Below are 25,057 nucleotides of genomic sequence, written 5' to 3'. Positions count from 1 at the left end.
CCAGCAGGCCAACATGGCATTAGCCATGTGATTGCCAACACAGTTCGACGATTGAAACTTGCTGCGCGCTTGCTGTCAAACGTCACTATTCGGAGGAAAGCGCCCATAGCGTCGCAAAACAGCCAAAAGGTTTGTTATGTGACACTTTGTCACAGATACAGGGGGAAACCGGCGATAACCTGTGCATTTATCCACAAGGGCGAACAGTTCCCGAAACAATTTCCCAATCCGGAAGAAAATCGTCACAAATTCAACAATCGACACAGTTACAAGACGATAGCTGTGCTTACCGATAGCTGAATGGTGACAAATCGACCAAACGACTATCTGTTGATCAACTCACGGCGCGTCGCGATCCCATAGCGCACGCGGCCCGAGAATGAATGGAATCACGCAATTCGACCCGCACCATTCGCGTGCTGCCGCCCGGCACGAACGGGCGCAATGTCTACACCGACCGCACGAAATCAACCAGACAACCGTAATCTTTCCGACTAAGGACTGACCGGTCTGAAGGGTGCTCGGCTCGACTTGTCGCAGAGCTAGGTACCCACTGTCCACTTTGCTCCAGAAGGAGATCAAGCGATGCCCGAAAACGCTGGGCCGATGACGCCTCTTCAGATCAAGAACGCTGCGGCAGATTTGATGCCTGCGCTTCGATCGGAATTGATCGAACTGGTACGGATACCGTCGATCGCGACCGATGGCTATCCCGCAGCACCACTCTTCGAGGCCCACGATTTCATCGTGTCGCTCTTGGAGAAATCCGGGGTCACCCAGATCGATCGTCTCGAAATTCCGGGTAAGACGGCACCTGTCATCATTGCGACCATTCCGGGTCCGGTCGGGACGCCCACGGTCCTCATGTACTCGCATTACGACGTCGTTCCCGCCGAAGACCTCGAACTGTGGGACACACCGCCCTTCGAGCCCACCGAACGCGACGGCGCGCTCTACGGCCGCGGGACGGCGGATTCCAAGGCAAACGTGATCGGCATGATCGGGGCGCTTCGCGTCTTCGACGGAAAACCGCCTGTGACAGTCAAACTCGTCATCGAAGGCCAGGAAGAATTCGGCAGCCCCTTCGACAATTATCCGCCCGAAGCCCCGGAACTCTTCCAGTCCGACGCCATGGTGATCGCCGATGTGGGAAGTGTTCGCCCCGGATCACCCACCCTGACCGTCGCATTGCGCGGATCCGCCCAGGTGATCGTGGAACTGACCACTCTCGGAGCCGACAAACACAACGGCCTCTACGGCGGCGCCGCTCCCGACGCGCGCCTCGCGCTCATCCGCGCACTGGCATCGCTGCATGACGACAACGGTGATGTCGCCGTCGACGGTCTGCTGCGCGAGGAATGGACGGGAAGCAGCTACACCGACGAAGAATTCCGCACCCTCGCCGAAGTACGTGACGGACTCCCCCTCCTCGGCACCGGCGGAATCGGTGAACGAATCTGGTCCGGTCCGGCGATCACCGTCACCGGAATCGACGCACCGCCCGTCGACGGCGCAGTCAACGCCGTCGCGAGCACCGCACGCGCAGTGATCAACCTGCGCGTGCATCCGCGTCAGCCTGCATCCGAAGCGCAGGCAGCACTGGTCCGGCACTTACAGGCACTACGCCCGTTCGGCCTCGAACTCGACGTCAAAGCCGGAGAAACCGGGGACGGCTTTGCTGCAGAACAGGGCGGCCCCGCATTCGACGCGGCCATGTTCGCGCTCTCGGAGTCCTGGGACGGCGAAGCCGGACAGATGGCCGGCGGCGGTTCCATCCCGATCGTGATGGCTCTCGACACTGCCGTGCCCACCGCCGAGAAACTGCTCTTCGGCGCAACCGACGGGTACGCAAATATTCACGGCCCCAACGAGCGTGTGCTTCTCGACGAATTCGAAAAGGCCGTTGTCGCGAAAGCTCTGTTCTTCCAGGAGTACGCCCGCACATTCGAAGGAAAGAAATGAGCACCAAGACCGAAGAAGGCGCCGCGCACACCCCGGCGAAGAAGAAGTTCGAGTTTCCCGGCGCCGTCACGATGCTGGCCATCGTCACGGTACTGGTATGGATTGCCGCGCTGTTCATTCCGGCCGGACGCTTCGGTGTCGACGTCGACGGATCACCCGTCCCCGGTAGCTTCGAAACCGTCACGTCCCCGCTGACTTTCTTCGAACGCATCCAGCAGCTGATTCTCTCCCCCGTCAACGGCCTCTACGGTGTCCAGGATCCACTCACGGGATTTGTCGACACCGACAACATCGGTCGGCTTTTCGGATCTGTCGGTGTCGTTCTGTTCATCATGGCCCTCGGTGCATTCATCTCCGTCAGCTTCGCCACTCGCAGCCTCGAAACCGCTGTCTCGCAACTAGCTACCAAGCTCAGCGACAAGGGCTGGCTGCTCATCACCGTCATCATGGTGCTGTTCTCGCTGCTCGGATCGACGATGGGGTTCTCCGTCGAAACGTTCGGCTTCTACGCGCTCCTCATCCCCCTGATGACGGCTCTCGGCTACGACCGCATGGTCGCGGCGACGATGATCATCCTCGGCGCACTCGTCGGCAATATGGCGTCGACCGTCAACCCGTTCTCGATCGGCGTCGCGTCCGGTGAAGCCGGCGTCTCCATCGGCGACGGTATCGTCCTGCGTGTCATTCTGTGGATCGTATTGACCGCAGTGGCAGTGGTATTCGTACTTCGCTACGCCGCCAAGGTGAAGAAGGATCCGGCCACCTCGCTCGTCGGATTCGACATCGACGACGAGGAAGAAGAGGCAGCACCACCTGTCGACATCGACAGCAAGCTGACCGGAATTCAGAAACTGGTCCTCGTCATCACCGGACTCACCTTCGGTTTGATGATCTTCTCCGTCATCCCGTGGTCGAGCATCTTCGGCGGTACCACCGGGCCGGCCGAGTACGACGCGTACCACGTCACCGCCACCGAGCCATACTGGTTCGAATTGAACTGGTGGTTCCCGCAACTGGCGATGCTGTTCATCCTCGCAGCCGTCCTCGTCGGCATCGTCGCCAAGATGGGCGAGAAGAAGACCGTCTCACTGATCACCCGTGGCGCCGGCGACATGGTGGGGCCCGCCATCGTCATCCTGCTCGCGCGCGGCGTCTCCGTGATCATGACCAACACCGAAACCCTCGACACCATCCTCAATGCGATGGAACAGTTGGTGTCCGGCGCGTCCGCGGGTGTGTTCGCGATCCTCGTGATGCTCGTGAACATTCCACTGGCCTTCCTGATTCCGTCCAGCTCGGGACACGCCACCCTCGCAATGCCACTGCTCGCACCGCTGGGTGATTTTGCCGGAGTCAGTAGGTCTTTGGTGATCACGGCCTTCCAGATGGGCCACGGCCTGATGCTGATGGTTGCACCCACCAACGTCGTCGTTGTCGGTGGACTCGCAATGGCCAAGGTCGGCTACGACAAGTTCCTGCGCTTCGTCTGGCCACTGCTGTTGATCAACTTCGTGATCGTGGTCGTCGTGATCGGCGCCGCCGCGGTTCTCGAGTAGAAATGGGTCAGGCGTGGTCGGCGCTGCGAGCTGCCTGTTCGAGGCGGTCTCGATATTCGGCCCACCACGCCTGATCACCCGGCGCCACGTTGGCGTTGTCGGATCGCAGACCAGCAGCGCCGTCGATCATTTCGCGCACGATGTCGGCGTGGCCGACATGACGGTGAATCTCCGTCACGACGTGCACGAGTATCTGATGCAAGGTCACGTCACGCCGTTCCGGCGGCCACGTCTTCACCTCGCCCGCTGCATCCAGATCCAGATCATTGATCGTGGCATCCGAAAAGACCCACGTGCGACGGTACGTCTCGAGAATGTAATCCCTGGATTCGTCTGCGCGGGCCCACATATCGACATTGGGCTCGTCCGAGCGCAACCACTGCGGCAGGTCCGGCACCCGGCGTCCGAACACCGGGCCGAAGTACCCGAGTTCCACGCCGATCATGTGCTTGACCAACCCCAGCAGATTGGTGCCGGTAGGCGTCATCGGTCGCCGGATCTCGTACTCGGACAGCCCTTCGAGCTTCCAGAGCAAGGCGTCCCGAGCCGACTGAAGGTATCGCTGCAGATCGGCCTTGTCTTGCACGCTAGTCATGTCTGTCAGTGTTGCACCGATGCCTGCTCTTGCGTGAGATAGTGCGCAGGAGAGCTGATTTCCCCATAACAACCACCGAGTGGAGTGAGCAGTTGACCGCGGTCGAAGATCTGGCCGAAGTGGCGTCGCGGGCCCTCGCGGCCGAAGCCGAAGTACGTTCGGTCCGATGGCAGAGCCGAACTGCAGTGGAGAAGGCTGCGATCGGTGCCCGGGATCTGTTGGACAAGGATCGAGCGGCACTGAACCAACCGACGTACAGCGGCCTCTCGCCGTCACCGCACATGGCCCGCCAACTCGAACTGATCACCCGCCTTCAGCCACCCCTGCCGGCCGACGCCAGCATCGGCGCTGCAGCTCAAGCAGAAGCTGACGCGGTAGCAGCGGTCACCACCGCCCGGATTGCGCTCGAAGCAGCACATCTCGCAGTTCTCGAAGCTCGTGTCGCCGCCCTCGATGCCGGCGACAGTGACGACGTTGCCGCTGCGATCCGCGGCTATGTCCCGCTCGCGGCCGGTAACCCCGCGGTTCGGCACATGCAGGACCTCGGCAGCCGTATTCGCGAGGAATTCCGACACGTATTCAACGGGAAACCTCGATCCATTGCGTTCCGTCTGGGCCTGAGCCTCGGGCTAGGGTTCGCGTATCTGGCGTTCATCCGACTTTTCCAGTGGGACAGCAAGGAAGACCGACTGCCCTATCTGGCTCTGTACGCATTGTCAGGGGTCATCGGCAGTGTGGTCTGCACCAATGCACTGAGCTTCGACGCCGGCCGGGTGCGCGCCGCGCTCTCCGGTGGTACCCGCCTGTGGCATGTGCTGGTCGCCAAGAACATCGTGATGCTGATCCTCGTCGGCACCGCCGGCTTTGTTCTCAGCGTCGTTCTGTCATGGCGCGCCGGAAACAGCACCGAATTGTTGAAAGCCTGCGGGCAGGTCCTGACCATGATCCTGCTGTGGCTCGGAGTCGCCAACGTCATGTCGGTGAGCTTGCCGTTGCGTGCCGAACCGATTCTCGAACGTCGCTACGACGGCACGTGGAAACCCTTCATGCTCTCCTTCGCCATCTCGTACGGTGTCGGGTTGGTCGTCAATCTCATGCTGTACTGGCGTGTTTGGGCCAAGACGACGCTACTCGAGCAGATGGGTGGGCCGTGGATTCCGGTGCTCATGCTGGTTGCGAGCGCCGCCGCGACGTGGTTACTCCTGACGGTGCTGGCAGTGCTGCTGGCCGAGCAGCCGCGGTTCCGTCGTGCGTTGCAGCGCGAGATGATCGTCTACCGCGATGTCGCCGAAACCGTGAAAGCGTAGAAACCAGACAGTCGGACTAAAGTTGCAGATGATCATTTCACCAGGCCGGAACACCGACCTCGAAGAAGGAACAAGAGAACTGATGGCCAGTCAAGACCAGTTCGGTCCTATCGAATATGTTGCCGTCGAGTTTCCCGATGGCGCAATAACTGCCGACGGTTTCGAGCAGTTGCTCGAGATCGTCGACAACGGAACCATCCGCATTCTCGATCTCGAGTTTGTTGTCAAAGCTGCGGACAACTCGCTGCGCGTGGTTCCGGCATCCACGTTCGACCTCGCAGATTTTGATCTGTCCCAGTTCGACGGTGCCGCGTCCGGATTGCTCGACGCCGGCGACATCGCCGCCGTGGGCGAGGACATCGCCGCCGGAAGTGTTGCAGCGGTTCTCGTCTACGAGGAGTTGACTGTGCTCCCCGTTCTGGATGCGTGGGTTCGCAGCGGTGCCCGAGTGATCACCGAAGGTCACATTTCAGTCGACGAACTGGCCGATGCCTTGAATGAAACGGAGAACAACGAATGAGCTTCCTCAGGCGGGCCAGCCGAGTAGCTGTCGCGAGCTCCATCCACGGAAATGTTCAGCGCCGCCAGCGAACTCGCTGGGCAGCAGAAGATCAGGCCAAGGCAGCAGCACAGGCTGTTCCACCGATTCCGGATCTGCCGCCGCTGCCGCCTCAGGTTGCGCCGGCAGCATCGATGGACGCGAAGATCGAACAGCTCACCAAGCTCGGTGAGCTCAAAGCCGCCGGCATCCTCACCGACGCCGAGTTCGACGCCCAGAAGGCCCGGATTCTCGGGAACTGAGCGTCATCGTGCTCATCCCCGCCGATTGCGGGGATGAGCACAGCCCTTACTTCGAGACCTCGTGCGCGAGTGAACTAGGTGCCTGGGAGAAGTATCGGTTTGACAATTTCCCCTGCGAGAGCGCGCTTTTCAGCGGCATTGATCTCGGAGAGAGGGAATGTGGTGACAAGGCGGTCGAAGGGAAATTGCCCGGCCTGCCACAGTGCGATCAGGGTGGGGATGAAGGTGTGCGGGTTGGCGTCACCTTCGAGGATGCCGGTGATGGTGCGACCGGCAGTCAGAGCAAGTGGTGCGATCATCAAATCGCCCTGTTGCACGCCGACCAGTCCCAGAGTGCTGCGAAGAGCAAGAGCATCAAGGGTAGCCGCGATGACGGTGGGTAGCCCGGTGGTGTCGAGGCCGTATCGGACTCCGGCCGGAGCAATCGCGCGGATCTGTTCTGTCAGATCACCCACTCCGGGAACGATCGTGTCCGTGGCACCGAGTTCGCGGGCCAGTTCGAGCCTGTCGCTGTTCAAGTCGACAGCGATGATCGGTCCGGCGCCGGCGACCTTGGCGGCCATGACCGCGGACAGGCCGACTGCACCCGCGCCGACGATGACGATGCCTTCACCGGGACGCACCTGGAGCACTTCGAGAACTGCACCGGCGCCGGTTTGAATTCCGCATCCGAGGGGGCCGAGCAATTCCAGCGGCAGTTCTTTGTCGACGACCACGGCGTTACGTGCGTCGACGACCGCGTGGGTGGCGAAGGACGACTGGCCGAACCATCTTCCGGCGACGGGTTTTCCGGCGGTGTCGGTCAGCGGGGTGGAGCCGTCGAGGGCGTTGCCGACGAGATTGCGGGCCAGGAAGGTGTCGCAGTACGCCGGGTGAGCGTCAAGACAGTTGGCGCAGGTGCCGCAGGAGTCGAAGCTCAGGACAACGTGGTCACCGACCGCGACGGTCTGCACCGCGGATCCGACGGCTTCCACGATTCCGGCGCCCTCGTGTCCGAGAACGATCGGTGGGGTTCCGAACCCTGCTGCGGCCCTGGGTAATACATCGGTGTGGCAGTGGCCGGCCCCGACGATCCGGACAAGGACCTCATGCGGGGTCGGGTCGGCCAACTCGAGGTCCTCGATACTGAAGGGGGCTTCTTCGCCACGGAGGACGGCTGCTTCGATTTTCATTGCTTTCCTGCGTCTTTCGAGTCAGTGGCAGTGGTGAGACGGATCGATTTGGTCTGTCGGCGTTGTGAGCGCCCGTCAGTACAAGTAGTCCTCGCCGCTGGCGCGGACGGTGATGTCACTGATGCTGATGCCCCACGGTTGATCGATGACGTGAACAACAGCATCGGCTAGATCGTCGGGCTTGATGAGCCAGTATTCGATCGAGTCGACGTCCTTCTGCTCGGGACGCATGGTGCCCTCGGTCAGGTGACCGACGTTCTCCATGTAGATGCCGGCGCGCTGACCGGTGAGCCCGAGGATCGCTTTCTCGTTGACGATCCAGCTCGCCAAGTTGGTGCCTGTCACGCCAGTTGGCTTGACCGTCGTGACCTTGATCTTGCCCTTGGCCTCGATTCGCAGCGAATCCGAGATCGTGGTGACTGCAGCCTTTGTCGCGCTGTAGACGCCGGAACCGTCGATGCCTGCGTTGCCGAAGATCGACGAGATGTTGACGACCTGGCCACGACCCTGTTCGATCATCTGGTCGTAGACGGCGGAGATTCCGTTGACGACGCCCTTGATGTTGATGTCAATTGCCTTGTGCCACTTCTGCCATGCACGCTCGTGGTCGGCAAAGTAGGCGAGAGGCATAACCCCGGCGTTGTTGACGAGTACGTCGAGCGCTCCGAATTCCGCAATTCCGTGCTGTGCTGCAGCGACGACCTGGTCCATATCGGTGACGTCGGCAACTTTGTAGGTGCCAGTGAACCCTGCTGCCGCGATACCCTCGAACACAGCCTTCAGACCGGCTTCGTTGATGTCGACGCCGACGACCTTGGCGCCCTGCGCTGCCACCTTCTCGGCGATGAGCTGACCGAACCCACCGCCCGCGCCGGTGATGAGAATGACCTTGTCCTGCAAGTATTGAGACATAATTTTCCCTTTTCTTCGAAAGCGTGAGTTCTGTGTGGGTCACACCGAAAGTTCTGTGTGGATCACACAATGTTGATGGCATCGAGGACGCCCGCGACGGTCTTCCGATCGCCGGAAACATCGACCGCTGACCGCCATGCAGATCGGGTGGTCCCCCATCGCAGGAAATCGGTGGCCTGGGTCGTCGCGATGTTCTCGGGCACGTCACCGGTTTCGGTGACGGTGACTCCTTCGTCGCCACGAGCCAGGACGAAAGTGCGCTCGGTGGCACCGGTAAGTCGAAGTGCCACAGGCGATGTCAAGGCGGCAGCGACGGCTTCGCCGCACATCTGTGGGAGTCCTGAGACCATCCAGTCGATCGCCGGATCGATAGCAGCCGCCACGTCGACATCCCCGTGAGAGATCGGTCCGAACGGTGCCAGAAGATCCGACGTCAGATGAACGAGATGGTCGAACGACACCGCATCGCTGAGCTGATGCAGACGATAGGTCCCGAGGTCGAGCATCTCGAGTGTGTTGTTGCGAAGCTCTTCGCCCTGCAGCGCGGCTAGCGTCGCGAGACCTGCTGCGGACTGTTCCCGGTAGTAGTCCAGAATCTGCTCGTGCGGTAGATCTGCGCGCTCGCGAACAGCAGCGTCGTTGAGCCGCTCGGACATTCCACTGGGGTTCGGCGGGAATACGAGGTCCGGATCGGCGATGAAGTTGAAGAAGAACGCCATGTGGCCAACGAGGTCGTGAACGCGCCAGCCGTGGCACGCACTGTCGGCTTCCCATTCGGCGGTCCCGAACTGCTCGGCGATTTTGACTGTGTTTTCTGCCAGCGCGCGGGCGCCGGCGAGTCCTGCCTCGGACATGGTGACTCGATTCTCAAGAGGATGCGAGGAAGATGGATTTGAGCTGCTGGTACGACGCGAGTCCTTCTGGACCGAGTTCGCGGCCCACACCGCTGGCTTTGACTCCACCGAACGGTGAACCCCAGTCGAGGTTGAAGGTGTTGACGCCGAACGAGCCTGTCTCGACGCGCCGGGCAATTTCGATTCCGCGTTCCTCGTCGGAGGTCCACACCGTCCCACCGAGTCCGTACTCGGAGTCGTTGGCAAGTGCGAGCGCATCATCGACGTCGTCATAGGAAATGACGGACAGCACCGGCCCGAATACCTCCTGCCGTGCGATTGTGCTGGCGTTGTTCACGTCGGCGAACACGGTGGGCTCCACAAAGAATCCCGTGTCGAGGTCGGTAGGACGTCCACCACCGGTTGTGATGGTTCCGCCCTCGGAACGACCCTGCTCGATCAAGGACAGCACGCGATCGCGTTGCCTTGCGCTCACCATGGGGCCGACGAACGTCGACGGGTCCATCGGATCGCCGACCTGCAGACCCGCCGCCATGGCAGTGATGGCATCGATGTAGGTCCGACTGTGGCTGCGCGGGACCAAGATTCGAGTCGACATGTAGCAGGTCTGCCCGCTGTTGAGCAAAGATGCCGTCGCGAGACCGGTTACCGTCTGCTCGACATCCGCGTCGTCCAGAACCAGGGCTGCCGACTTACCGCCCAACTCCAGGGTGACGGGGCGAAGCATTCCGCCACACACCTCGCCGATGTGTCGACCGGCTGCGGTGGATCCGGTGAACGCGACCTTGTCGATCCCAGGATGCGCCACGAGATACCGGCCGATCTCCGGTCCACCCGTCACGACGTTGATGACGCCCGCAGGAAGGTCGGCCGCAATGGCGGCTTCAGCCAATACGTAAGAGTCCAAAGTAGTTTCGGGCGACGGCTTCAATACGACGGTGCAACCCGCCGCTAGAGCCGGAGCGATCTTGAACATCGACAGCACCGCAGGGAAGTTCCAGGGCGCGATGGCAGCGACGACGCCGATGGGCTCGCGTCGCACGATCGTCGTGCCCGGCATCGGTTGGCTGACGCGTCGTTCCTCGGGGGGCGTCGACTCGGCGAGGTTTGCGTAATAGCGCAAGAGTTGGACGGGTGCGGCGCCCTCGGCGAATCGGGCGAGCTCGATGGGCATGCCGTTCTGGTGAGTGACCGTCGTCGCGCGGTCCTCGGCTCGTTTCTCGAGTTCGTCGGCGAATCTGCGAATGGCGTCTGCACGTTCGGTGGGGGAAAGTTCCGCCCAGTCGCTCCGCCGCAACGCGTTTCGAGCCGATGTCACCGCCGCGTCGACGTCCGTCGTCGTGGATGCGGGGAACGAACCTATCTCCTGCTCGGTGAGAGGTGAGACAACCGGGATGGTTTCCGAACTGTCCGGTGTCCTCCACGCTCCGTCGATGAACAGAGCGGTGTGGTCGGTGCGCGATGTCATTTTCTGGCTCCTCCGAGGATGGCGTTCGACGCTGAACAAGTCATCTGTGTCGATCATCACTGCCCACGCGAGGATTAAATTGACTTCACGCGCCAATTTATTTACATTTCGACACATGGCGGATCTCATCAGTGCTTCGTCGTTGACGCGATTGCCCGAGTTGATCTCCGAACTCGGGGGTGATCCCCACGAGTTCTGTGACCGTGTGGGCATCGATCCGGCCATGATCGGCACCTACGACAGCTTCGTTCCGTTCAGTGCGTTGTCCACCTTGCTCGGACAATGCGCACAGGAGCTTGGGGTTCCGGATTTCGCCCTCAGGCTTGCGAGCAGACAAGACCCGGACATCCTCGGTCCGGTCGCCATCGCGGCCCGCAGCGCCGAGACGATCGGCGACGCGTTGCACGACGTGGCCCGTTATGCCCACGTGTACAGCCCGGCGTTGGCCGTCGATCTGACGATCGGCGACACCGACGTGTCCTATGGGCTCGACACCGTGCTGCATCGACTGCCGTACCGTTCGCACGTCGTGGAACTGGCGATGGGAGTGACGCTCCAGACGTTCAGGATGATGGCGGGCCCGGATTTTCATCCGACGCACATCTCATTCCAGCATCCGCGCATCTCCGAACTGCACAGGTACATCGAATATTTCGGGTGCTCGGTCGAGTTCGGCTCAGACCGGAATCTGCTGACCTTTCCGCGCGGAGTCATGCATCGTCAGCTGCCCCGGGTGGATCCGTTGGCCTACGGCGTTGCTGTGCGTTTCATGGCGGGTCGAGATCCGAATGTGGCGTTTTACGACGCGGTGTCCGCGTTGATCGTGCGGTCTCTGCCCGCAGGCGTGGCCACACTGAAGCAAGTCGCGACATTGATGATGCTGCACCCGCGAACACTGCAGAGACGGCTGGCCTCTGAAGGCAGAACTTTCGAATCACTCGTCGATGATTCGCGGCGCGAACTCGCTCTCAGCCTTCTCGCCAACCCGAACGTCCCGGTCTCCGCAGTGTCACGGCAACTTGGCTATTCCGAACCGAGCACCCTGACCCGGAGCTGTAAGCGGTGGTTCTCCACAACGCCACTCGCGAAGCGGAGGGAATTGACCGGGCGCAGCAGTTGATTGCGTAGTTTGCACAGCGACACAGGAATGGAAATCATTTCCATTACTATCTCTGCCTGACCACCAATGCTGGAATACCCGCCTGTAGCGACTCAGTCGACTCCACCGAATGAAGCCACGTCGGTCGCGCAATCGGAGACTGACGAATGACGTCCACGGCGCGCGCAGCGATCATGGCTGTCGCAGCCGATTGACTCCGGCCGGACGCCCACAGCGTCGGGCCGGTTTCGGTGCGGGCCATGACAATCCAGCGATCCGAACCCCACATCTTCTTGGGAACTACTTTCTGCAAGGGCGGTGCCCACGTCATCGCGGCCAAACCGAGCGTCGCCGCCGAGGTATCCAGACGCAAGTAGGTTCTCACCGGCACGCCGAGATCACGCGTCAAAGCATGTTGATCGGAGAAGTCCGCGCGCACCGCTGGACCCTTGCGGTAGCCAGGCGCCTCGGCCGGGACGTCGAATACCTTCATTCCCGTGTAGTTGCGGACGAGTTCACCGCTCGGATCACGAAACCTGGTGCCCAACATTCCGTACGTCCACGCCGTGGCCGCGGGGCCGTGAAGTTCGCCGCCGCCAAGACCTACCATGATGTCCACCGGTCCGCTGCCGAGTCGATGTGCCTCCGCCGCAAGAACACTGGTCAATCCCGGCGCTAATCCGACACCCAGCAGCACGGGACCGTCGACGTTTTCCAATGCATCGCAGTACGCCGACGTCGCGGTGATGTCCACAAACGTAGCTCCACCGCGAACTGCTTGCTGCGCCAACCGGACGTCTTCGAATCCCGACGCGTTGACCACCACGTCGTAGCCCGATACGGCCCGAGAGTAGGCGTCCTGATCGGTCAGATCGACAGCCACGTCGGCGCGAGCGGCGTTGCGCCCGGCAGAAAACGCTGACACGGCGGGGTCCGTACGGAACTCCTCCATCAGCGGGACACCCACTGCGCCATAGCCGCCCAGAACCAGGACCTTCATTTTCTTGTTCCCTCCGAGTAGCTAGAGCTTCACTCTAGAGCTAAACTCCAGCGCATGGTGGGGGTAGAAACAGTGGCACAGGCGACCGCACGATCGAAGATCATCGCGGCGGCGCGGCATGTCTTCGTCAATCCGGGATACGCGGCAGCGACTATCAAACAACTGGCCGACGCGGCCGACGTTTCGGTCCAAAGCGTCTACTTCGTGTTCGGCAACAAGCCGAGCGTATTGTCGGCGCTGCTGGAAGTCGAGGTCGCCGGCGACGAGGCTCGGATAAGCACTCTGGATCGGCCGTGGGTGGCGGCGGCACTCGGTGCGCCACATCCCCTCGGACAACTGCGCATTCAGGTTCATCACGGGCGACTCATCCTCGAACGAACCGCAGACATCCTGCTGGCCTTGCGCGCCGCCGCATCCGCTGACGAGGACGCGGCACTGCTGTGGCAAACCAATCTCGCTCAGCGGAGAACCGTGCAACAGCACCTCATGATCGGGCTCGTGGAGAAAGACCCGTCCGTCGATCTCGAGACCGCGATCAACGTCGCGCTCACTTTGACGAGTGCCGAAACCTATACCGATCTCGTGGTCGAGTCGGGGTGGACCGGAGAGCAATACGAAGAATGGGTGGTCGGCACACTTGCCTCCACCCTCGGCCTGGACCAAGCGAAGAAGTCCAGGCCGCGCCGCATGTGATCAGGCGTTTGGTTTGTCCAAGGTATGACGCGGGTTGTTCCACAATCGCTCTGTCAGGTCGTGGAAAACTGCCAGAGTGATTGTGTCGTCGTCACGCCGAAGCAACGATTGACTGACCGTCGCGCGAACCAAAGTGCTGTCGGCGTGGACAAATTCCTTGATCGAACCCGGCTCGGAACTCAACTCGCGGTGAGCCTGCTCGGCACTGACGTCGTCGGCATCCTTGTCGTACATGATGTCCTGCAGACGCAAGGCGGCGACGGCTTTCTTCGGGTAGCCAAGCATGTCGGCAAAGGACGGATTGGCAAAAACAATGCTGCCGTCGCGGTGCACGGCCACCACCGGGACCGGCAATCTGTCCAGCAGGATCAACGGCGGCATCTGCTCGAGATCTGCGATCGGTGATTGCGTCGGCGGCGCAACATTGCGGCGGCGTTCCATAACACGTCCTCTCATGTTGCCCAGTCGCAACAGTCTAGCGTCCCAGCTAATCGTCGGTTGACTTCCGGTTGGGGAATTTCGACGGTCACTGGAGACCATGCCCCCGCAGTCAGGCCGCGAATACCTCCCGATCGACTGTCAAGGATCCATCAACCACACGATAAACATTATCCATCCGATGCAGGTGTCCGCGGTCGTGTGTCACGAGAAGAGTTGCAGCATTGTGTTCTCGCACGACTCCGATGATCAAATCCATGACCGCCGCGCCACGTTCCTGATCGAGCGCGCTCGTGGGCTCATCCACCACCAACAGTTGCGGATCGTTCATCAAGGCGCGCGCGAGATTCACACGCTGACGCTGACCACCGGACAGTTGCCCTGGACGCTTCCCGCTGTGATCTGCCAATCCAACCGCATCGAGCAAATCCATCGCTTTCGTTTTCGCGGCTTTGCGGCGCGCCCGCGACGTGAACACGGACTGCCCCAGATGCGCCATCACCTCGAGCTGTTCGAGCGCCGTCAACGACGACACCAGATTGGATTGCTGGAACACGATGCCGATGGACGTGCGTCGTAGTTCGGACGCGTCGCGGCGGCCGAGTGTCGCAAGATCCGTGGCTTCGCCGCCGGTGCGCAGGTAGACGTGGCCTGAGTCCGGGCGAATAAGCGTCGACGCCACCGCGAGCAGGCTGGACTTTCCCGAACCCGACGGGCCGGTGATCGCGGCAATCTCCCCGCGATCGAGTCGCAGGGACACGTCGTCGAGAGCGGTGACGCGGGATTGTCCGTCGGGAAATGTCAGGTTGACGTTTTGGATGTCGAGAACGGTGCTTCCGGCTGCAGAGGTCATCGCGAACTCCCTAGTGCTGTGAGCGGATCAGTGGTGAAGAGGAATCGAAGAGCAAACGCGGCGCCGAGCAGGCCGAGCCCGATGAGCGCCACTGCGGGCACCAGAGTTGTGGACGCGTCCAATACGAAAGGCATCGAATCGCCGATCACCGAACCGGCGATCGCAGTCAAGCCGATTCCGAGCGAAACGCCGACAACAAGCACGATGAACGCCTGGCCAAGCGCGTCGCGGACCAAGGAACCCGACGTCGCGCCGAGCGCTTTCAACGTTGCGATATCCGGCATGCGCTGGATCGTCCACACCGTGAAGAATGCGCCGATCACGAGAGCCGAGATCGCGAGCAACATCACCGTCATCAAGGTCAACGACCCGTTCTCGGACTTGTACGACCCGATGGCATCGAGCGATCCGGTCACCGTCGTCGACGTGGTTGATGCCGCATCGTCGATTGCCGAAGGATCCGACGCGCCGGATACAGCCAGAATTGTTGCTACCCCGCCGCGCGGATTCAGGTCCTGCCAATCCGCGAGTGTCGTCCAGACGACGGGAGTATGGCTGTACCAGTCATCGCCGCGAACTGCGCTGACGGTGAACTCCCCGGAGCCGATGCTGACTCGGTCACCGTCGGCTGCGCCCAAGTCCCGGGCTGCGCCCTCGCTGAGGACCACCGTTCCCGGAGCGTCGGGCGTCCGGTTGCCGAAACCGCCGTCAGCGCCGAACAGCGCCACCGACTTCTGGTTCGAGCCCACGACACCGGCCTTACCGCGGCCGATGCCGACGGGATCCACAGTCTGCGCGCCTGCCGTCCAGGCTGCGAGTTGATCAGCGGTGAGTGCCGATTCGTCGAACGACGCACCCGCCCCGGTATCGGCGAACACGACGGTATCCGCCGTCATCGACTCGATGGCAGAAACATTCTGATGGCGTAGCCCGGCGGTCAAACCGCTGAGAAAGCTGACCAGCAGTGCAACCAACAGAACCACCGCCGAGATCAACGCGAAACGACCTCGCGCTGCCCGTAAGTCCTTCATTGCGACAAACACTGTGAATTCCTTTCCTGTGCTTGCCTCTACACTCCCGCTGATCCACACTCTTTCCATCGCACCTCGGACGGACATCGCGGCCAACCGAAGTAGGACCCGCGATTACAACTTTTGATGGATGGCGCGGCGCCGAACCTGGTTAAGCTGGGCGAGATGCACCGATCACCGCTCACACCTGTCTTTGCCGGCCTCCAACTCGGCGAGGACATACTGGTTGTCGCGCTGGCCGGCGTTGTTCTTCTGAGGGCGATCGTCGACGAAACCGCGGCGATGCCGTACATCATCGCCTTGACGGCGATCTTCACCGCGGTCTATCTGTTCGGGGTGGTCAAGCGCCTGCGCGGGAATGCCGCGCGCTGGTGGCTGGCCATGCTGACCCTCGTGTGGATAGTTCTGATGGCGCTGTCCGCCGAGGCTGCCTACCTCGTTTTCGGTCTGTTCTTCCTCTACGTTCACCTGCTACGACGCCCGTGGAGCCTGGTAGCGGTAGTGACCGCGACGTCGGTCGCGGTGATCGGAACAGGTCTGCACCGGGGATGGTCCATCGCGGGGGCAATCGGTCCGATGATCGGCGCCGCTGTCGCGGTTGCCATTGGACTCGGCTATCAAGCGCTGTACCGGGAGGCCGCCGAGCGCGGTCGCCTGATCGACGAGTTGATGAACACGCGTGAGGAATTGGCGTCGACGTCACGAGATGCCGGCAAACTTGCAGAACGCGAGCGACTGGCCGCCGAAATTCACGACACTGTTGCACAAGGTCTTTCGAGCATCCAGATGCTGCTGCATGCCGCAGAACGCGCCGATCCGAACAGTCCTGCCGTGCGTCAGATCAGCCTCGCCCGCGAAGCTGCAGCAGACAGCCTTGCCGAAACCCGGCAACTGATAGCGGAATTGACACCCGCAGCGCTGGATGGTCAGTCGCTGTCCGACGCCCTTGGCCGAATCTGCGAGCGCGCGTCCAGCGCTCACATCGAGGCCCGTGCCGTAGTCGAAGGCGAGCCGATCGCGCTACCGATGCCGCTCGAGGCAACCCTCGTCCGGATCGCTCAGGGCGCGGTGGCGAACGTTCTGCGCCACGCACACGCCACTCGAATGGCCGTGACACTCACGTATTCCACGGACACCGTCAGCCTCGACATCGTCGACAACGGTGTCGGTTTCGACATCTCGGTCCTGGATCGCGGGCCAGCCGAATCTTTTGGACTCAACGCAATTCGGCGACGTGTCCAACTGCAAGGCGGCACTTTCGACATCGAGTCGGAGCCAGGGCACACTGCAGTCACCGTGACCTTCCCCCTCGAGATCGGCGACGAATGATCCGTTTACTGCTGGCCGACGATCACGCCATCGTACGAGCCGGTTTGCGCGCTCTCCTCGAGAGTGAACCCGACATCGAAGTGATCGGCGAAGCGGGAACCGCCGAAGAAGCCATCGCATTCTGCGCCACCACACCAGTCGACTTGGTACTCATGGATTTACGGTTCGGCCCTGGAAAATCAGGCGTCGACGCCACCCGAAGCGTCTGCGCACTGCCTGACCCGCCACACGTACTCGTGGTGACGAATTACGACACCGATGCGGATATCCTCAGCGCCGTCGAAGCCGGAGCCAGCGGATACCTACTCAAGGACACTCCGCCGCCAGAACTCCTCGCGGCGGTCCGCTCTGCCGCTGCGGGCGACAGCGTTCTTTCTCCCGCGATCGCATCCAAGTTGATGACCCGGGTCAGAAAACCCGAAACCAGCCTCAGTCCACGAGAAATCGAGGTTCTGAAGCTGGTAGCGGCCGGAAAGTCGAATCGCGAAATCGGCAAGGAACTGTTCCTCAGCGAGACTACGGTCAAATCTCACCTGGTCCATATTTTCGGCAAGCTGGGTGTGAAGTCACGAACCTCCGCCGTCGCCCGGGCTCGGGAGTTGGGCTCGATCTAACCTGTCCGAAATGCCTCTTGATTCGAATAGGTGTTCGAGTATAATTGAGGTCACGGGTGGGGAGGCCTTGATGACGACGGTTTTCGATTCAACTGTGGTGGGGGATGTTGTAGCCGGTCCGGCGGCGGGTGTGCGTGGCAGGTTGTGGCGGTTGCGTCCGTCCGAGGTTCGGGATGTCGCTGTCTGCGTGTCTGCGGAAATCCTTCGGTTGGAAGCGATTCGGGTTGCCGCAGTCGACGCGTTGGCGCTCAATCCGGACGAGCAGGTGCTTTGCTACCGCGGCGTGGGGCGGTGGTTGGCGGCGAATACGATGCTGCAGAATGCGGCCGGTAACAAGATCGCGGCTCTCGGTGCTGCACTGCGGGTATTCCCGGATGTTGCTGCGCAGTTCGAGGCCGGTGACCTCTCGCTCGATCACGCGGCAATAATCGCCTCGTTCTGCGAATCACCACCAAAAGGAATGCCGGAGAACGCTCTACCGTCCTGCATGGCAACCCTTCTCGCTGCCGCATCCGGTGTGGAAGCGACCACCATCAAACTGCGGTACGCGATTGCGGTTCTCGAGCGGATCTTCGAATCCGACGACACCCCGCCCGGTGAGGACGATGACCTCAACGTCTTGCGGATTTCGCCGACGCTCAACGGTCGGGTCGCGATCAAGGGCGATTTCGATGCACTCACCGGTGAAATGTTGTTGTCGGCTCTCTCGGGTTTGTCGATGCCGAAACCGGCCGCGGATGGGACCCCAGATCAGCGGTCGGCAGCCAAACGCACCGCCGACGCCTTCACGGAACTGATTCGCCGGTACCTCGACAACGCCATGACCGGTGTTGATGGCGGTCAGCGTCCGCACGTGAATGTGCATATCACCGCGAAAGATCTTGCCGAGCATCGGGAATGCGCGACCATGCGCGGCAATACCGCATCGGATGATGGCGAGTTCTACGGCAGTGCGTTCGATGACGATGAGCCTGATGTCGAGGACCTTGATGTCGGGTACATGCCGTGGATGGGGCCGCTCAGTGTGAGCCTGACCCGCATGCTCGCGTGCGATTGCATGCTCTCCACCGTGTTGATGGACGGCAACGGCGCACCGCTCGATGCGACTCCACATAAACGCCTCGTCACACCCGAGCAGCGGACGGCACTGATCGCCCGCGACAAAGGCTGCGCCTTCCCCAACTGCGACGCCGTACCGGCTTGGTGCGACGCCCACCACATAAAACCGTGGTCGGTCGGAGGCCTGACGGTGATGGACAACCTCACCCTCCTCTGCCGCAACCACCACCGATTGATCCACAGCACCAGCGGGTTCCGCGGTATCTGGGAAGTCAAGATGGGCACCGATCACAAACCGTGGTTCATCCCACCGTCCGCGATCGACCCGAAACAACGACGCCGCCGCTCCACCACCCGCCAGGGCCCCGTCCACCGAGACTGAACCCGATAATCGCGGGATTGTGTCCTCCTTGCGACAGCATCTGTCCCCACATCGACAGGCCGAAACCCTATGGTCGAAGCATGTCTTTCTGCGAGCCCGCCCGCGTCGTATCCGTCGTGTCCCTGACACCGCACATGCGGCGGATCAGCATCGAGGCAGAAGGCGACTGGCATTGGCCGACCGGCGGGCAGGGTGACGAGCGAATCGACCTCGCCTTCCCGAAACCCGGTGAAACAGAGGCGAATTACGAGTTCTTCAACAATCCCGACTACGGCAAAGCCGAACTGGGGACCGAGCCGCCGTGGCGGCACTACACAGTGCGCAAGGTGCACGACGGTGGTCGACGTCTCGACATCGACTTCGTCGTGCACCCTGGCGGTATTGCTGCTGATTGGGCCTTGCGGGCCGAACCCGGACACCTGCTCGGCGTCTTCTGGTCCGATAGTTCGCGCTCCCATTACCAAGCTCCCGACGGCCCTCGTTGGCAACTGCTTGTCGCGGACGCAACGGGCCTCCCGGGGCTGGGCAGGATTGTCGAAGAACTCCGCGAAGGCGATGTCGCACACGCGATCATCGAGGTCGAAACGGAAGACGATCGACAGGAATTAGTCACTCGCGGCGAAGTCACGTACACGTGGCTCACGGGCAGTGGTCTCGGAAAGGCGCCGAGCGCACTTTTCGATGCCGTCGAGAAGGTGGAGTTCCCTGACTCCGATTCAGAGAATACCTACGCCTGGGTGGCGTGCGAAAGCGCAACAAGCCGACGAATTCGTAAGCATCTGAGGGAAGTTCGTGGAATCGCCCGCGACAAGCACAATGTTGTCGGTTATTGGCGAGAGGGCGCCGACGGTCATGTCTCCGGCATGAACAGCGAGGACGTTACCGTCGGCGCCTGAGCGAGGTGGTCACTCTGCCGAAGTCTCGGCAGATTCTTCAGCGGACTCACCGGTAGATTCTTCAGCGGGCGCTTCAGCCGGCTTCTGGGCCAGCAGTTCGAACAGCGCGCGTCGCGCTTCAGCAAGAATTGCCTGCGCCTGAGCTACCTGCTCGGGTGTTCCGCCAGTGGCTACCGCAACTACGGCGCCTCGGAGAAGACCCGTCTCAGTGCGAAGTGCGGCACTTGCCTCGGTGAACTCCGGGCGTCCGCCACGGCCACCAAATTCTCCGCGTCCTCCACGACCTTCAGGGCCGCCGTGACCTCGACGATCGGGGCCGCCACGGCCGCGTCGGCCTTCAGGATTTCCGCCGCGTCGGCCTTCAGGACGACCTTCAGGCCAGCCTTCGGGGCGACCGCCGAATCCGCGACCTTCACCGAATCCGCGGCGTTGACCGCGATCCCGGCGCTGGTGTCCACGTCCGCAGTCTTCGCGGCGTTCTTGCATTTCTGGGTTGTTGTGTGGGGCGTACATGTTGTCCTCCTGGACTGTTTGTGTTTGTTTGACGTATCGACGATATATCGACAATAGATCGAACGCAAGGGTTTGAAGAAAAATTCCTGCCCCGCCCGGGAACGTAGGCTGACATCGTGAATCCCGACCCCGCAGCCCAGGCCGCCGACGTACTCCGACGGATGGCCCTCGACGAAACACTCAAAGAGCGCACGATGGCCGATCCGGCATCCGCAGCAATTGCGCGCAGAGTCGCCGATCGCTACATCGGTGGCGAAACGATGGACGAAGCCTTCGATCGCCTGCCGGCGATCTTTGCCCGTGGGCATAAGGGCAGCATCGAATACACCGGGGAGAGTGTTCGTGACGCTGATGTCGCGAACGCCGAAACCGACGTGTTCGTCGAACTGGCGGAGCGCATCGGCAAGACGGGCGTCGACAGCACGGTGTCATTCGACCTATCGCACATCGGTCTCGTCGTCGATCCGGAGTTGTGTTACCGCAACGTCGTTCGGCTCGCCGAAGCAACCGAGCGTGCCGGAGCCGAACTGATGATCTCGGCCGAAGGCTCCGACCGTACCGATCTTGTACTCGACATTCACGGCCGACTAGCGGAACGGTTCACTCACGTCGGTGTCACCGTTCAGGCGAGACTGCACCGGACGGCGCAGGACATCGCAACACTCCTCGATCGGCCCGGGCGCATCAGACTGGTGAAAGGCGCGTTCCTGGAACCGGATTCAATTGCATACCCACGCGGAAGTGCCGAGTTGCAGGACGCATACCTGACGTACGCGTCGAAGATCGTCAAGGCCGGACATCTCGTGGCGATCGCAACACACGACCGCGACATCCTCGAAACACTTCGAGCAGAACATGGTTCGGCATTGGCTGCGGAACACGTCGAGTTCGAGATGCTGCTCGGCTTGGGAACCGAGCAACTGGACGCTTTGCATGCCGACGGTTTCACCACTCGCGAATACGTGATCTTCGGGACCGAGTGGTGGCTCTACGTCCTCAATCGCATTGCCGAGGAACCGGCGCGCGTCTACACAGCAATTGCCGACGCCGCAGTCTGATCAAAACACGCAGTGGGGCCGCACTGGCCCCACTGCGTGTTCTCCCTACTGCTCGAGATGCATCTTGATACGCGCGAGGGTGGTGTCGATCCCGGCCGCGATGATCTGATCTCGGCCGCGGCCGAGAACGCCACTACCGGACAGAATCCGTACATACCGGGGCGCAGTCGCGAATATTTCACGAGTCTCGGTGAGCAGAGTGCCCGTTCCCGACGGCTCCACGAGGAAGCTCCATCGCGCCTTCGACTCAGCTACTTCGAAGGCGAACTTCTGCCCACCAACAACTTCGGTAATGGTGCAGCGGGTACTCCACCGCACCAGACCATGCTTGTTGGTGCCCTTGAATGTTGCGCCCACCGTACCCGGCTTTCCGGAAGTCCAGGCACCACCGGTATTTTCGGGACTGAAACGACCCATCCCTTCGAGGTCGCTGACCAAGGTCCAGACGGAGTCGGGCGTGGCTTCGATGTACGCGCTCGAGCGATCCACCTGGACGCCTACCGACCCGGAACCCAGGACATGATCTTGATGGCATGGGGCATGATCTTGGCCCACAGCTTGGCCGGAACTCCGCGTGGCCCACCAAGATTCATGACCCGAGTGGTCGCAACCGTCTGCGGCTCGGTGTACTTGATCAGACCTTCGGCACCGTGACGGCGTCCGACGCCCGAAACTCCCATGCCGCCCATCGGCGCAGCGGTGCTGCCCCAGGTAGGTGCGTAGCCCTCGTCGACGTTGACGGTTCCGGCGCGGACTCGTGCGGCAATCGCTTCACCGACGGCCTTGCTTCCCGCCCACACGCTGGCATTGAGACCGTACTCGGTGTCGTTTGCAGCGGCGATTGCCTCTTCGGCGTCCTTGACGGGGTAGATCGAAACGAGGGGGCCGAAAGTCTCGTCGCGGTAGCACTCCGCATCCTCGGGCACGCCGGTGAGGAGTGTGGGCTCGTAGAACAGCGGTCCGATATCCGGGCGCGCCTTTCCACCGGCAATGACGGTGGCGCCCTTCACCACAGCGTCGTCGACATGCGAGGAAATAGCCTTGACCTGGGCTTCGGAGACGAGGCTGCCCATCTCGATTCCGAATTCGTACCCGGCGCCGATGTTCATCTTCTTGACGCGGTCACCGAACATCCGGATGAACTCGGGTGCGATGGACTCTTCGACGTAAATGCGCTCGATGGAAATACACAACTGGCCGGAGTTGGAGAAACACGCGCGCACCGCTGCGTCGGTGACTTCACGCAGATCTGCGCCGGCCAGAACGATCATCGGATTCTTGCCACCGAGTTCTGCGGAGAATCCGATGAGACGGCGACCGGCCTGCTCGCCGAGCAACTGTCCGGTGGCAGTGGAACCAGTGAACATGAGGTAGTCGGTGTTCTCGACCAGCGTTGTTCCGACAACGCCACCCGGCCCGGGAACAACGGCGAAGAGATCGCGGGGAAGCCCTGCCTTGTAGAGCAATTCGACGCAGGCAAGAGCGCAGTACGGAGTCTGGCTGTCGGGCTTGAGAACAACACCGTTACCGGCGAGAAGCGCGGCAATGGCGTCGGACACCGCCAGCGTCATCGGGTAGTTCCACGGCGAGATGACGCCGACAACACCCTTGGGCTGGTACCGCACAACCGTCTTGGTCAGGCCGGGAAGCATGCCGGATACTCGGCGCGGACGCAGCAGTTTCGGGGCGACGCGCGCGTAGTGCCGCGCCGTCATCGAAATGTCGAGAACTTCTTCTTGCGCAGCCGCGCGCGACTTGCCGGTCTCCGCCTGTGCCATGTCCATGAGTGCGTCGCGGTTCTCGAGGATGAGGTCGCGGTAGCGATGGAAAATCGCGGCACGCTCGAGGACGGGGCGCTTTGCCCACTCCTTCTGTGCGACGCGGGCGCGAGCGATAGCGGCAAGTGCGTCGTCGGCGGTGCCAACGGGGATGGTCGCCAGCTCCTTGCCGGTGAACACCTCGGTGATGGACTTCGTCGGGCGATCGGCAGCGTTGTCGATGGCGATCAGTTCGGCGAGCCGCGAGAAGGTCGCAGCGGACGGAGCTGGCATTTCGGTACCCCTACTGGTGAGTAGTTCTTGGAGTTACGTATAACTTACCCCGTCGGTGGTGCCGATCACAGTACGGCGTTTTGCAATCATCAGCGACATCACAGCGGCGATCGCGCACAGAGCGCCTGCCACGTAGAAGGCCGCGTCGTACGAGCCGATCTGATCACGGACCAGGCCCGCCAGGAAGGCCACCAGTCCCGCTCCGATCTGGTGCGACGCCAGCACCCAACCGAACACGATGGGAGCGTCGGCGCCGAAGTGCTGACGGCACAGCGCGACGGTCGGCGGAACCGTCGCCACCCAGTCGAGTCCGTAGAAGATGACGAAGGCGATCATCGGCGGGTTCACCGTGTTCGCGAGGAGCAACGGCAGGAAGAGCAGCGAGATTCCGCGAAACAGGTAGTAGATGCCGAGCAGTTTCCGCGAGTCCACCCGGTCGGTGAACCACCCGGACGCGATGGTTCCGATCATGTCGAGGATTCCGATCAACGCCAGCAGAGACGCGGCCGTGGTGATCGGCATGCCGTGATCGTGCGACGCTGGGACGAAGTGCGTGCCGATCAGGCCGTTGGTGCTCGCGCCGCAGATCGCGAAAGTGCCCGCAAGAAGCCAGAACACCTTGGTCTTCGAGGCCATGATCAGCACGGAGATTGCACGGCCCCCGGCGCCGCCACGCTGATGAACCGGCGCAGCGGGCGCGACGTAATCGGCGGGTGCACCGTACGGCGTCGTCCCGACGTCCGACGGGTAGTTGCGCAGGAACAACAGCACAAACGGTACGACGGCCAACGCGGCGAACGAGACCGTGAAGGCGACGCTCTTCCAGTCGTAGGTTTCGGCGATCTTTGCCAGGACGGGCAGGAACACCAATTGGCCGGCCGCACCACCGGCTGTCAGGATGCCGGTGACGAGCCCACGCTTCTCGACAAACCAGCGGTCGACGACGGTGGCGACAAAGGCCAGTGCCATCGATCCGGTCCCCAAGCCGACAAAGACGCCCCACAGCAGGATCAACTGCCAACTCGACGTCATGAAGATCGTCAAACCACTGCCGAGCGAGATCAACGCCAGCGCGGAGGTGACAACAGCGCGGATACCGAAGCGCTCCATCAGGGCCGCCGCGAACGGCGAGGTGAGTCCGTACAGGACCAGGTTCACCGATACGGCAGCCGAGATACTGGCGCGTGACCAGCCGAAATCCTCATGTAGGGGGTCGATCAGAATGGACGGTGCCGCTCGGAAACTGGCAGCACCGACCAGCGCCAGGAAGGCCACGATCGCCACCGACCAGGCACGGTGAAAGCGCGGCGGGCGCACCCGCTGTCGGCCCGATTCAGGGAGAGCGATCTCAGAAGTCACAAGAGGATTCTGCTGTACCGCGCCAACCCGCGACAGTGGCCAGATTGCCAATATA

Annotated in this window: 25 protein-coding genes; 12 read left to right on the top strand and 13 right to left on the bottom strand. The window is 61.8% G+C overall.

Going from position 1 to position 25,057, the window contains the following annotated elements:
- Window positions 1–585 precede the first annotated feature (585 nt).
- A complete protein-coding gene (locus R4P64_RS04060; RefSeq protein WP_080711779.1) occupies window positions 586–1,962 on the top strand; it encodes a M20/M25/M40 family metallo-hydrolase in 1,377 nt (458 codons plus the stop codon).
- The gene (locus R4P64_RS04055; RefSeq protein ID WP_095887602.1) at window positions 1,959–3,518 is read left to right on the top strand and encodes a YfcC family protein; all 1,560 of its coding nucleotides are present in this window, start codon (window positions 1,959–1,961) and stop codon (window positions 3,516–3,518) included. The genes R4P64_RS04060 and R4P64_RS04055 overlap by 4 nt, the downstream gene beginning before the upstream one ends.
- Before the next feature lie 7 nt (window positions 3,519–3,525).
- Here R4P64_RS04055 and R4P64_RS04050 read toward each other — a convergent pair whose 3' ends face one another.
- Entirely contained in the window at window positions 3,526–4,113 is a 588-nt protein-coding gene (locus R4P64_RS04050) for a DinB family protein (protein ID WP_317819397.1), read from the bottom strand.
- A 92-nt stretch (window positions 4,114–4,205) separates the two neighbouring features.
- Here R4P64_RS04050 and R4P64_RS04045 point away from each other — a divergent pair, with 92 nt between their 5' ends.
- From R4P64_RS04045 to R4P64_RS04035, 3 genes are all read left to right on the top strand, one after another.
- Window positions 4,206–5,420 carry a hypothetical protein gene (locus R4P64_RS04045; protein ID WP_317819395.1) on the top strand — a complete coding sequence of 405 codons (1,215 nt, stop codon included), beginning with the start codon at window positions 4,206–4,208 and terminating at the stop codon, window positions 5,418–5,420.
- An 82-nt stretch (window positions 5,421–5,502) separates the two neighbouring features.
- Window positions 5,503–5,940, top strand: a complete 438-nt coding sequence (locus tag R4P64_RS04040) for a DUF6325 family protein (protein WP_317819393.1) — start codon at window positions 5,503–5,505, stop codon at window positions 5,938–5,940.
- Entirely contained in the window at window positions 5,937–6,221 is a 285-nt protein-coding gene (locus R4P64_RS04035; protein WP_141485349.1) for an SHOCT domain-containing protein, read from the top strand. Before R4P64_RS04040 ends, R4P64_RS04035 begins: the two co-directional genes overlap by 4 nt.
- 74 nt (window positions 6,222–6,295) lie before the next feature.
- Here R4P64_RS04035 and R4P64_RS04030 read toward each other — a convergent pair whose 3' ends face one another.
- From R4P64_RS04030 to R4P64_RS04015, 4 genes are all read right to left on the bottom strand, one after another.
- Complete coding sequence (locus tag R4P64_RS04030; protein ID WP_317819391.1) at window positions 6,296–7,393, bottom strand: NAD(P)-dependent alcohol dehydrogenase; 1,098 nt, start codon at window positions 7,391–7,393, stop codon at window positions 6,296–6,298.
- Between the two features lie 75 nt (window positions 7,394–7,468).
- A complete protein-coding gene (locus R4P64_RS04025; RefSeq protein ID WP_172936933.1) occupies window positions 7,469–8,305 on the bottom strand; it encodes an SDR family oxidoreductase in 837 nt (278 codons plus the stop codon).
- Between the two features lie 62 nt (window positions 8,306–8,367).
- Window positions 8,368–9,159 (bottom strand): maleylpyruvate isomerase N-terminal domain-containing protein, encoded by a 792-nt coding sequence (locus R4P64_RS04020; RefSeq protein WP_317819388.1) that lies wholly within the window; start codon window positions 9,157–9,159, stop codon window positions 8,368–8,370.
- A gap of 13 nt (window positions 9,160–9,172) precedes the next feature.
- Window positions 9,173–10,627, bottom strand: a complete 1,455-nt coding sequence (locus tag R4P64_RS04015; RefSeq protein WP_045066833.1) for an aldehyde dehydrogenase — start codon at window positions 10,625–10,627, stop codon at window positions 9,173–9,175.
- 115 nt (window positions 10,628–10,742) lie between these two features.
- Here R4P64_RS04015 and R4P64_RS04010 point away from each other — a divergent pair, with 115 nt between their 5' ends.
- Window positions 10,743–11,747 (top strand): AraC family transcriptional regulator, encoded by a 1,005-nt coding sequence (locus R4P64_RS04010; RefSeq protein ID WP_033235388.1) that lies wholly within the window; start codon window positions 10,743–10,745, stop codon window positions 11,745–11,747.
- Between the two features lie 46 nt (window positions 11,748–11,793).
- Here R4P64_RS04010 and R4P64_RS04005 read toward each other — a convergent pair whose 3' ends face one another.
- On the bottom strand, window positions 11,794–12,726 hold the full coding sequence (locus R4P64_RS04005) for a hypothetical protein (protein ID WP_317819385.1): 933 nt from the start codon (window positions 12,724–12,726) through the stop codon (window positions 11,794–11,796).
- A 54-nt stretch (window positions 12,727–12,780) separates the two neighbouring features.
- Between R4P64_RS04005 and R4P64_RS04000 the strand changes: the two genes are divergently transcribed.
- Window positions 12,781–13,419 carry a TetR/AcrR family transcriptional regulator gene (locus tag R4P64_RS04000; protein WP_233364260.1) on the top strand — a complete coding sequence of 213 codons (639 nt, stop codon included), beginning with the start codon at window positions 12,781–12,783 and terminating at the stop codon, window positions 13,417–13,419.
- On the opposite strand, the gene R4P64_RS03995 is transcribed toward R4P64_RS04000, so the two are convergent.
- From R4P64_RS03995 to R4P64_RS03985, 3 genes are all read right to left on the bottom strand, one after another.
- Window positions 13,420–13,860 carry a PAS domain S-box protein gene (locus R4P64_RS03995; RefSeq protein WP_033235381.1) on the bottom strand — a complete coding sequence of 147 codons (441 nt, stop codon included), beginning with the start codon at window positions 13,858–13,860 and terminating at the stop codon, window positions 13,420–13,422.
- A gap of 109 nt (window positions 13,861–13,969) precedes the next feature.
- Window positions 13,970–14,710 carry an ABC transporter ATP-binding protein gene (locus R4P64_RS03990; protein WP_317819380.1) on the bottom strand — a complete coding sequence of 247 codons (741 nt, stop codon included), beginning with the start codon at window positions 14,708–14,710 and terminating at the stop codon, window positions 13,970–13,972.
- Window positions 14,707–15,753 carry an ABC transporter permease gene (locus R4P64_RS03985; RefSeq protein WP_033235440.1) on the bottom strand — a complete coding sequence of 349 codons (1,047 nt, stop codon included), beginning with the start codon at window positions 15,751–15,753 and terminating at the stop codon, window positions 14,707–14,709. The genes R4P64_RS03990 and R4P64_RS03985 overlap by 4 nt, the downstream gene beginning before the upstream one ends.
- A 114-nt stretch (window positions 15,754–15,867) precedes the next feature.
- On the opposite strand from R4P64_RS03985, the gene R4P64_RS03980 reads away from it, so the two are divergent.
- From R4P64_RS03980 to R4P64_RS03965, 4 genes are all read left to right on the top strand, one after another.
- Complete coding sequence (locus tag R4P64_RS03980; protein ID WP_317819378.1) at window positions 15,868–17,070, top strand: sensor histidine kinase; 1,203 nt, start codon at window positions 15,868–15,870, stop codon at window positions 17,068–17,070.
- Window positions 17,067–17,684 carry a LuxR C-terminal-related transcriptional regulator gene (locus tag R4P64_RS03975; RefSeq protein WP_033235378.1) on the top strand — a complete coding sequence of 206 codons (618 nt, stop codon included), beginning with the start codon at window positions 17,067–17,069 and terminating at the stop codon, window positions 17,682–17,684. Before R4P64_RS03980 ends, R4P64_RS03975 begins: the two co-directional genes overlap by 4 nt.
- Before the next feature lie 70 nt (window positions 17,685–17,754).
- The gene (locus R4P64_RS03970; RefSeq protein ID WP_317819375.1) at window positions 17,755–19,125 is read left to right on the top strand and encodes an HNH endonuclease signature motif containing protein; all 1,371 of its coding nucleotides are present in this window, start codon (window positions 17,755–17,757) and stop codon (window positions 19,123–19,125) included.
- Window positions 19,126–19,205: 80 nt separating this feature from the next.
- Window positions 19,206–20,021 (top strand): siderophore-interacting protein, encoded by an 816-nt coding sequence (locus tag R4P64_RS03965; protein WP_233364788.1) that lies wholly within the window; start codon window positions 19,206–19,208, stop codon window positions 20,019–20,021.
- 179 nt (window positions 20,022–20,200) lie between these two features.
- Here R4P64_RS03965 and R4P64_RS03960 read toward each other — a convergent pair whose 3' ends face one another.
- Window positions 20,201–20,479 (bottom strand): hypothetical protein, encoded by a 279-nt coding sequence (locus tag R4P64_RS03960; RefSeq protein WP_317819373.1) that lies wholly within the window; start codon window positions 20,477–20,479, stop codon window positions 20,201–20,203.
- Window positions 20,480–20,650: 171 nt separating this feature from the next.
- Between R4P64_RS03960 and R4P64_RS03955 the strand changes: the two genes are divergently transcribed.
- Entirely contained in the window at window positions 20,651–21,592 is a 942-nt protein-coding gene (locus tag R4P64_RS03955; RefSeq protein ID WP_045066206.1) for a proline dehydrogenase family protein, read from the top strand.
- A gap of 45 nt (window positions 21,593–21,637) precedes the next feature.
- Here R4P64_RS03955 and R4P64_RS03950 read toward each other — a convergent pair whose 3' ends face one another.
- The 3 genes from R4P64_RS03950 to R4P64_RS03940 are packed head-to-tail and all read right to left on the bottom strand — an operon-like array spanning window position 21,638 to window position 25,002.
- On the bottom strand, window positions 21,638–22,081 hold the full coding sequence (locus R4P64_RS03950; RefSeq protein WP_033235374.1) for an SRPBCC family protein: 444 nt from the start codon (window positions 22,079–22,081) through the stop codon (window positions 21,638–21,640).
- Between the two features lie 8 nt (window positions 22,082–22,089).
- Window positions 22,090–23,643, bottom strand: a complete 1,554-nt coding sequence (locus R4P64_RS03945; protein ID WP_033235373.1) for a succinic semialdehyde dehydrogenase — start codon at window positions 23,641–23,643, stop codon at window positions 22,090–22,092.
- A gap of 33 nt (window positions 23,644–23,676) precedes the next feature.
- Window positions 23,677–25,002 (bottom strand): MFS transporter, encoded by a 1,326-nt coding sequence (locus tag R4P64_RS03940; protein ID WP_317541899.1) that lies wholly within the window; start codon window positions 25,000–25,002, stop codon window positions 23,677–23,679.
- Window positions 25,003–25,057: the final 55 nt, after the last annotated feature.

Source organism: Rhodococcus sp. IEGM 1366 (assembly GCF_033142425.1).
Classification (GTDB): Bacteria; Actinomycetota; Actinomycetes; order Mycobacteriales; family Mycobacteriaceae; genus Rhodococcus_F; species Rhodococcus_F globerula.
This window is presented reverse-complemented; position numbering and strand designations above follow the sequence as displayed.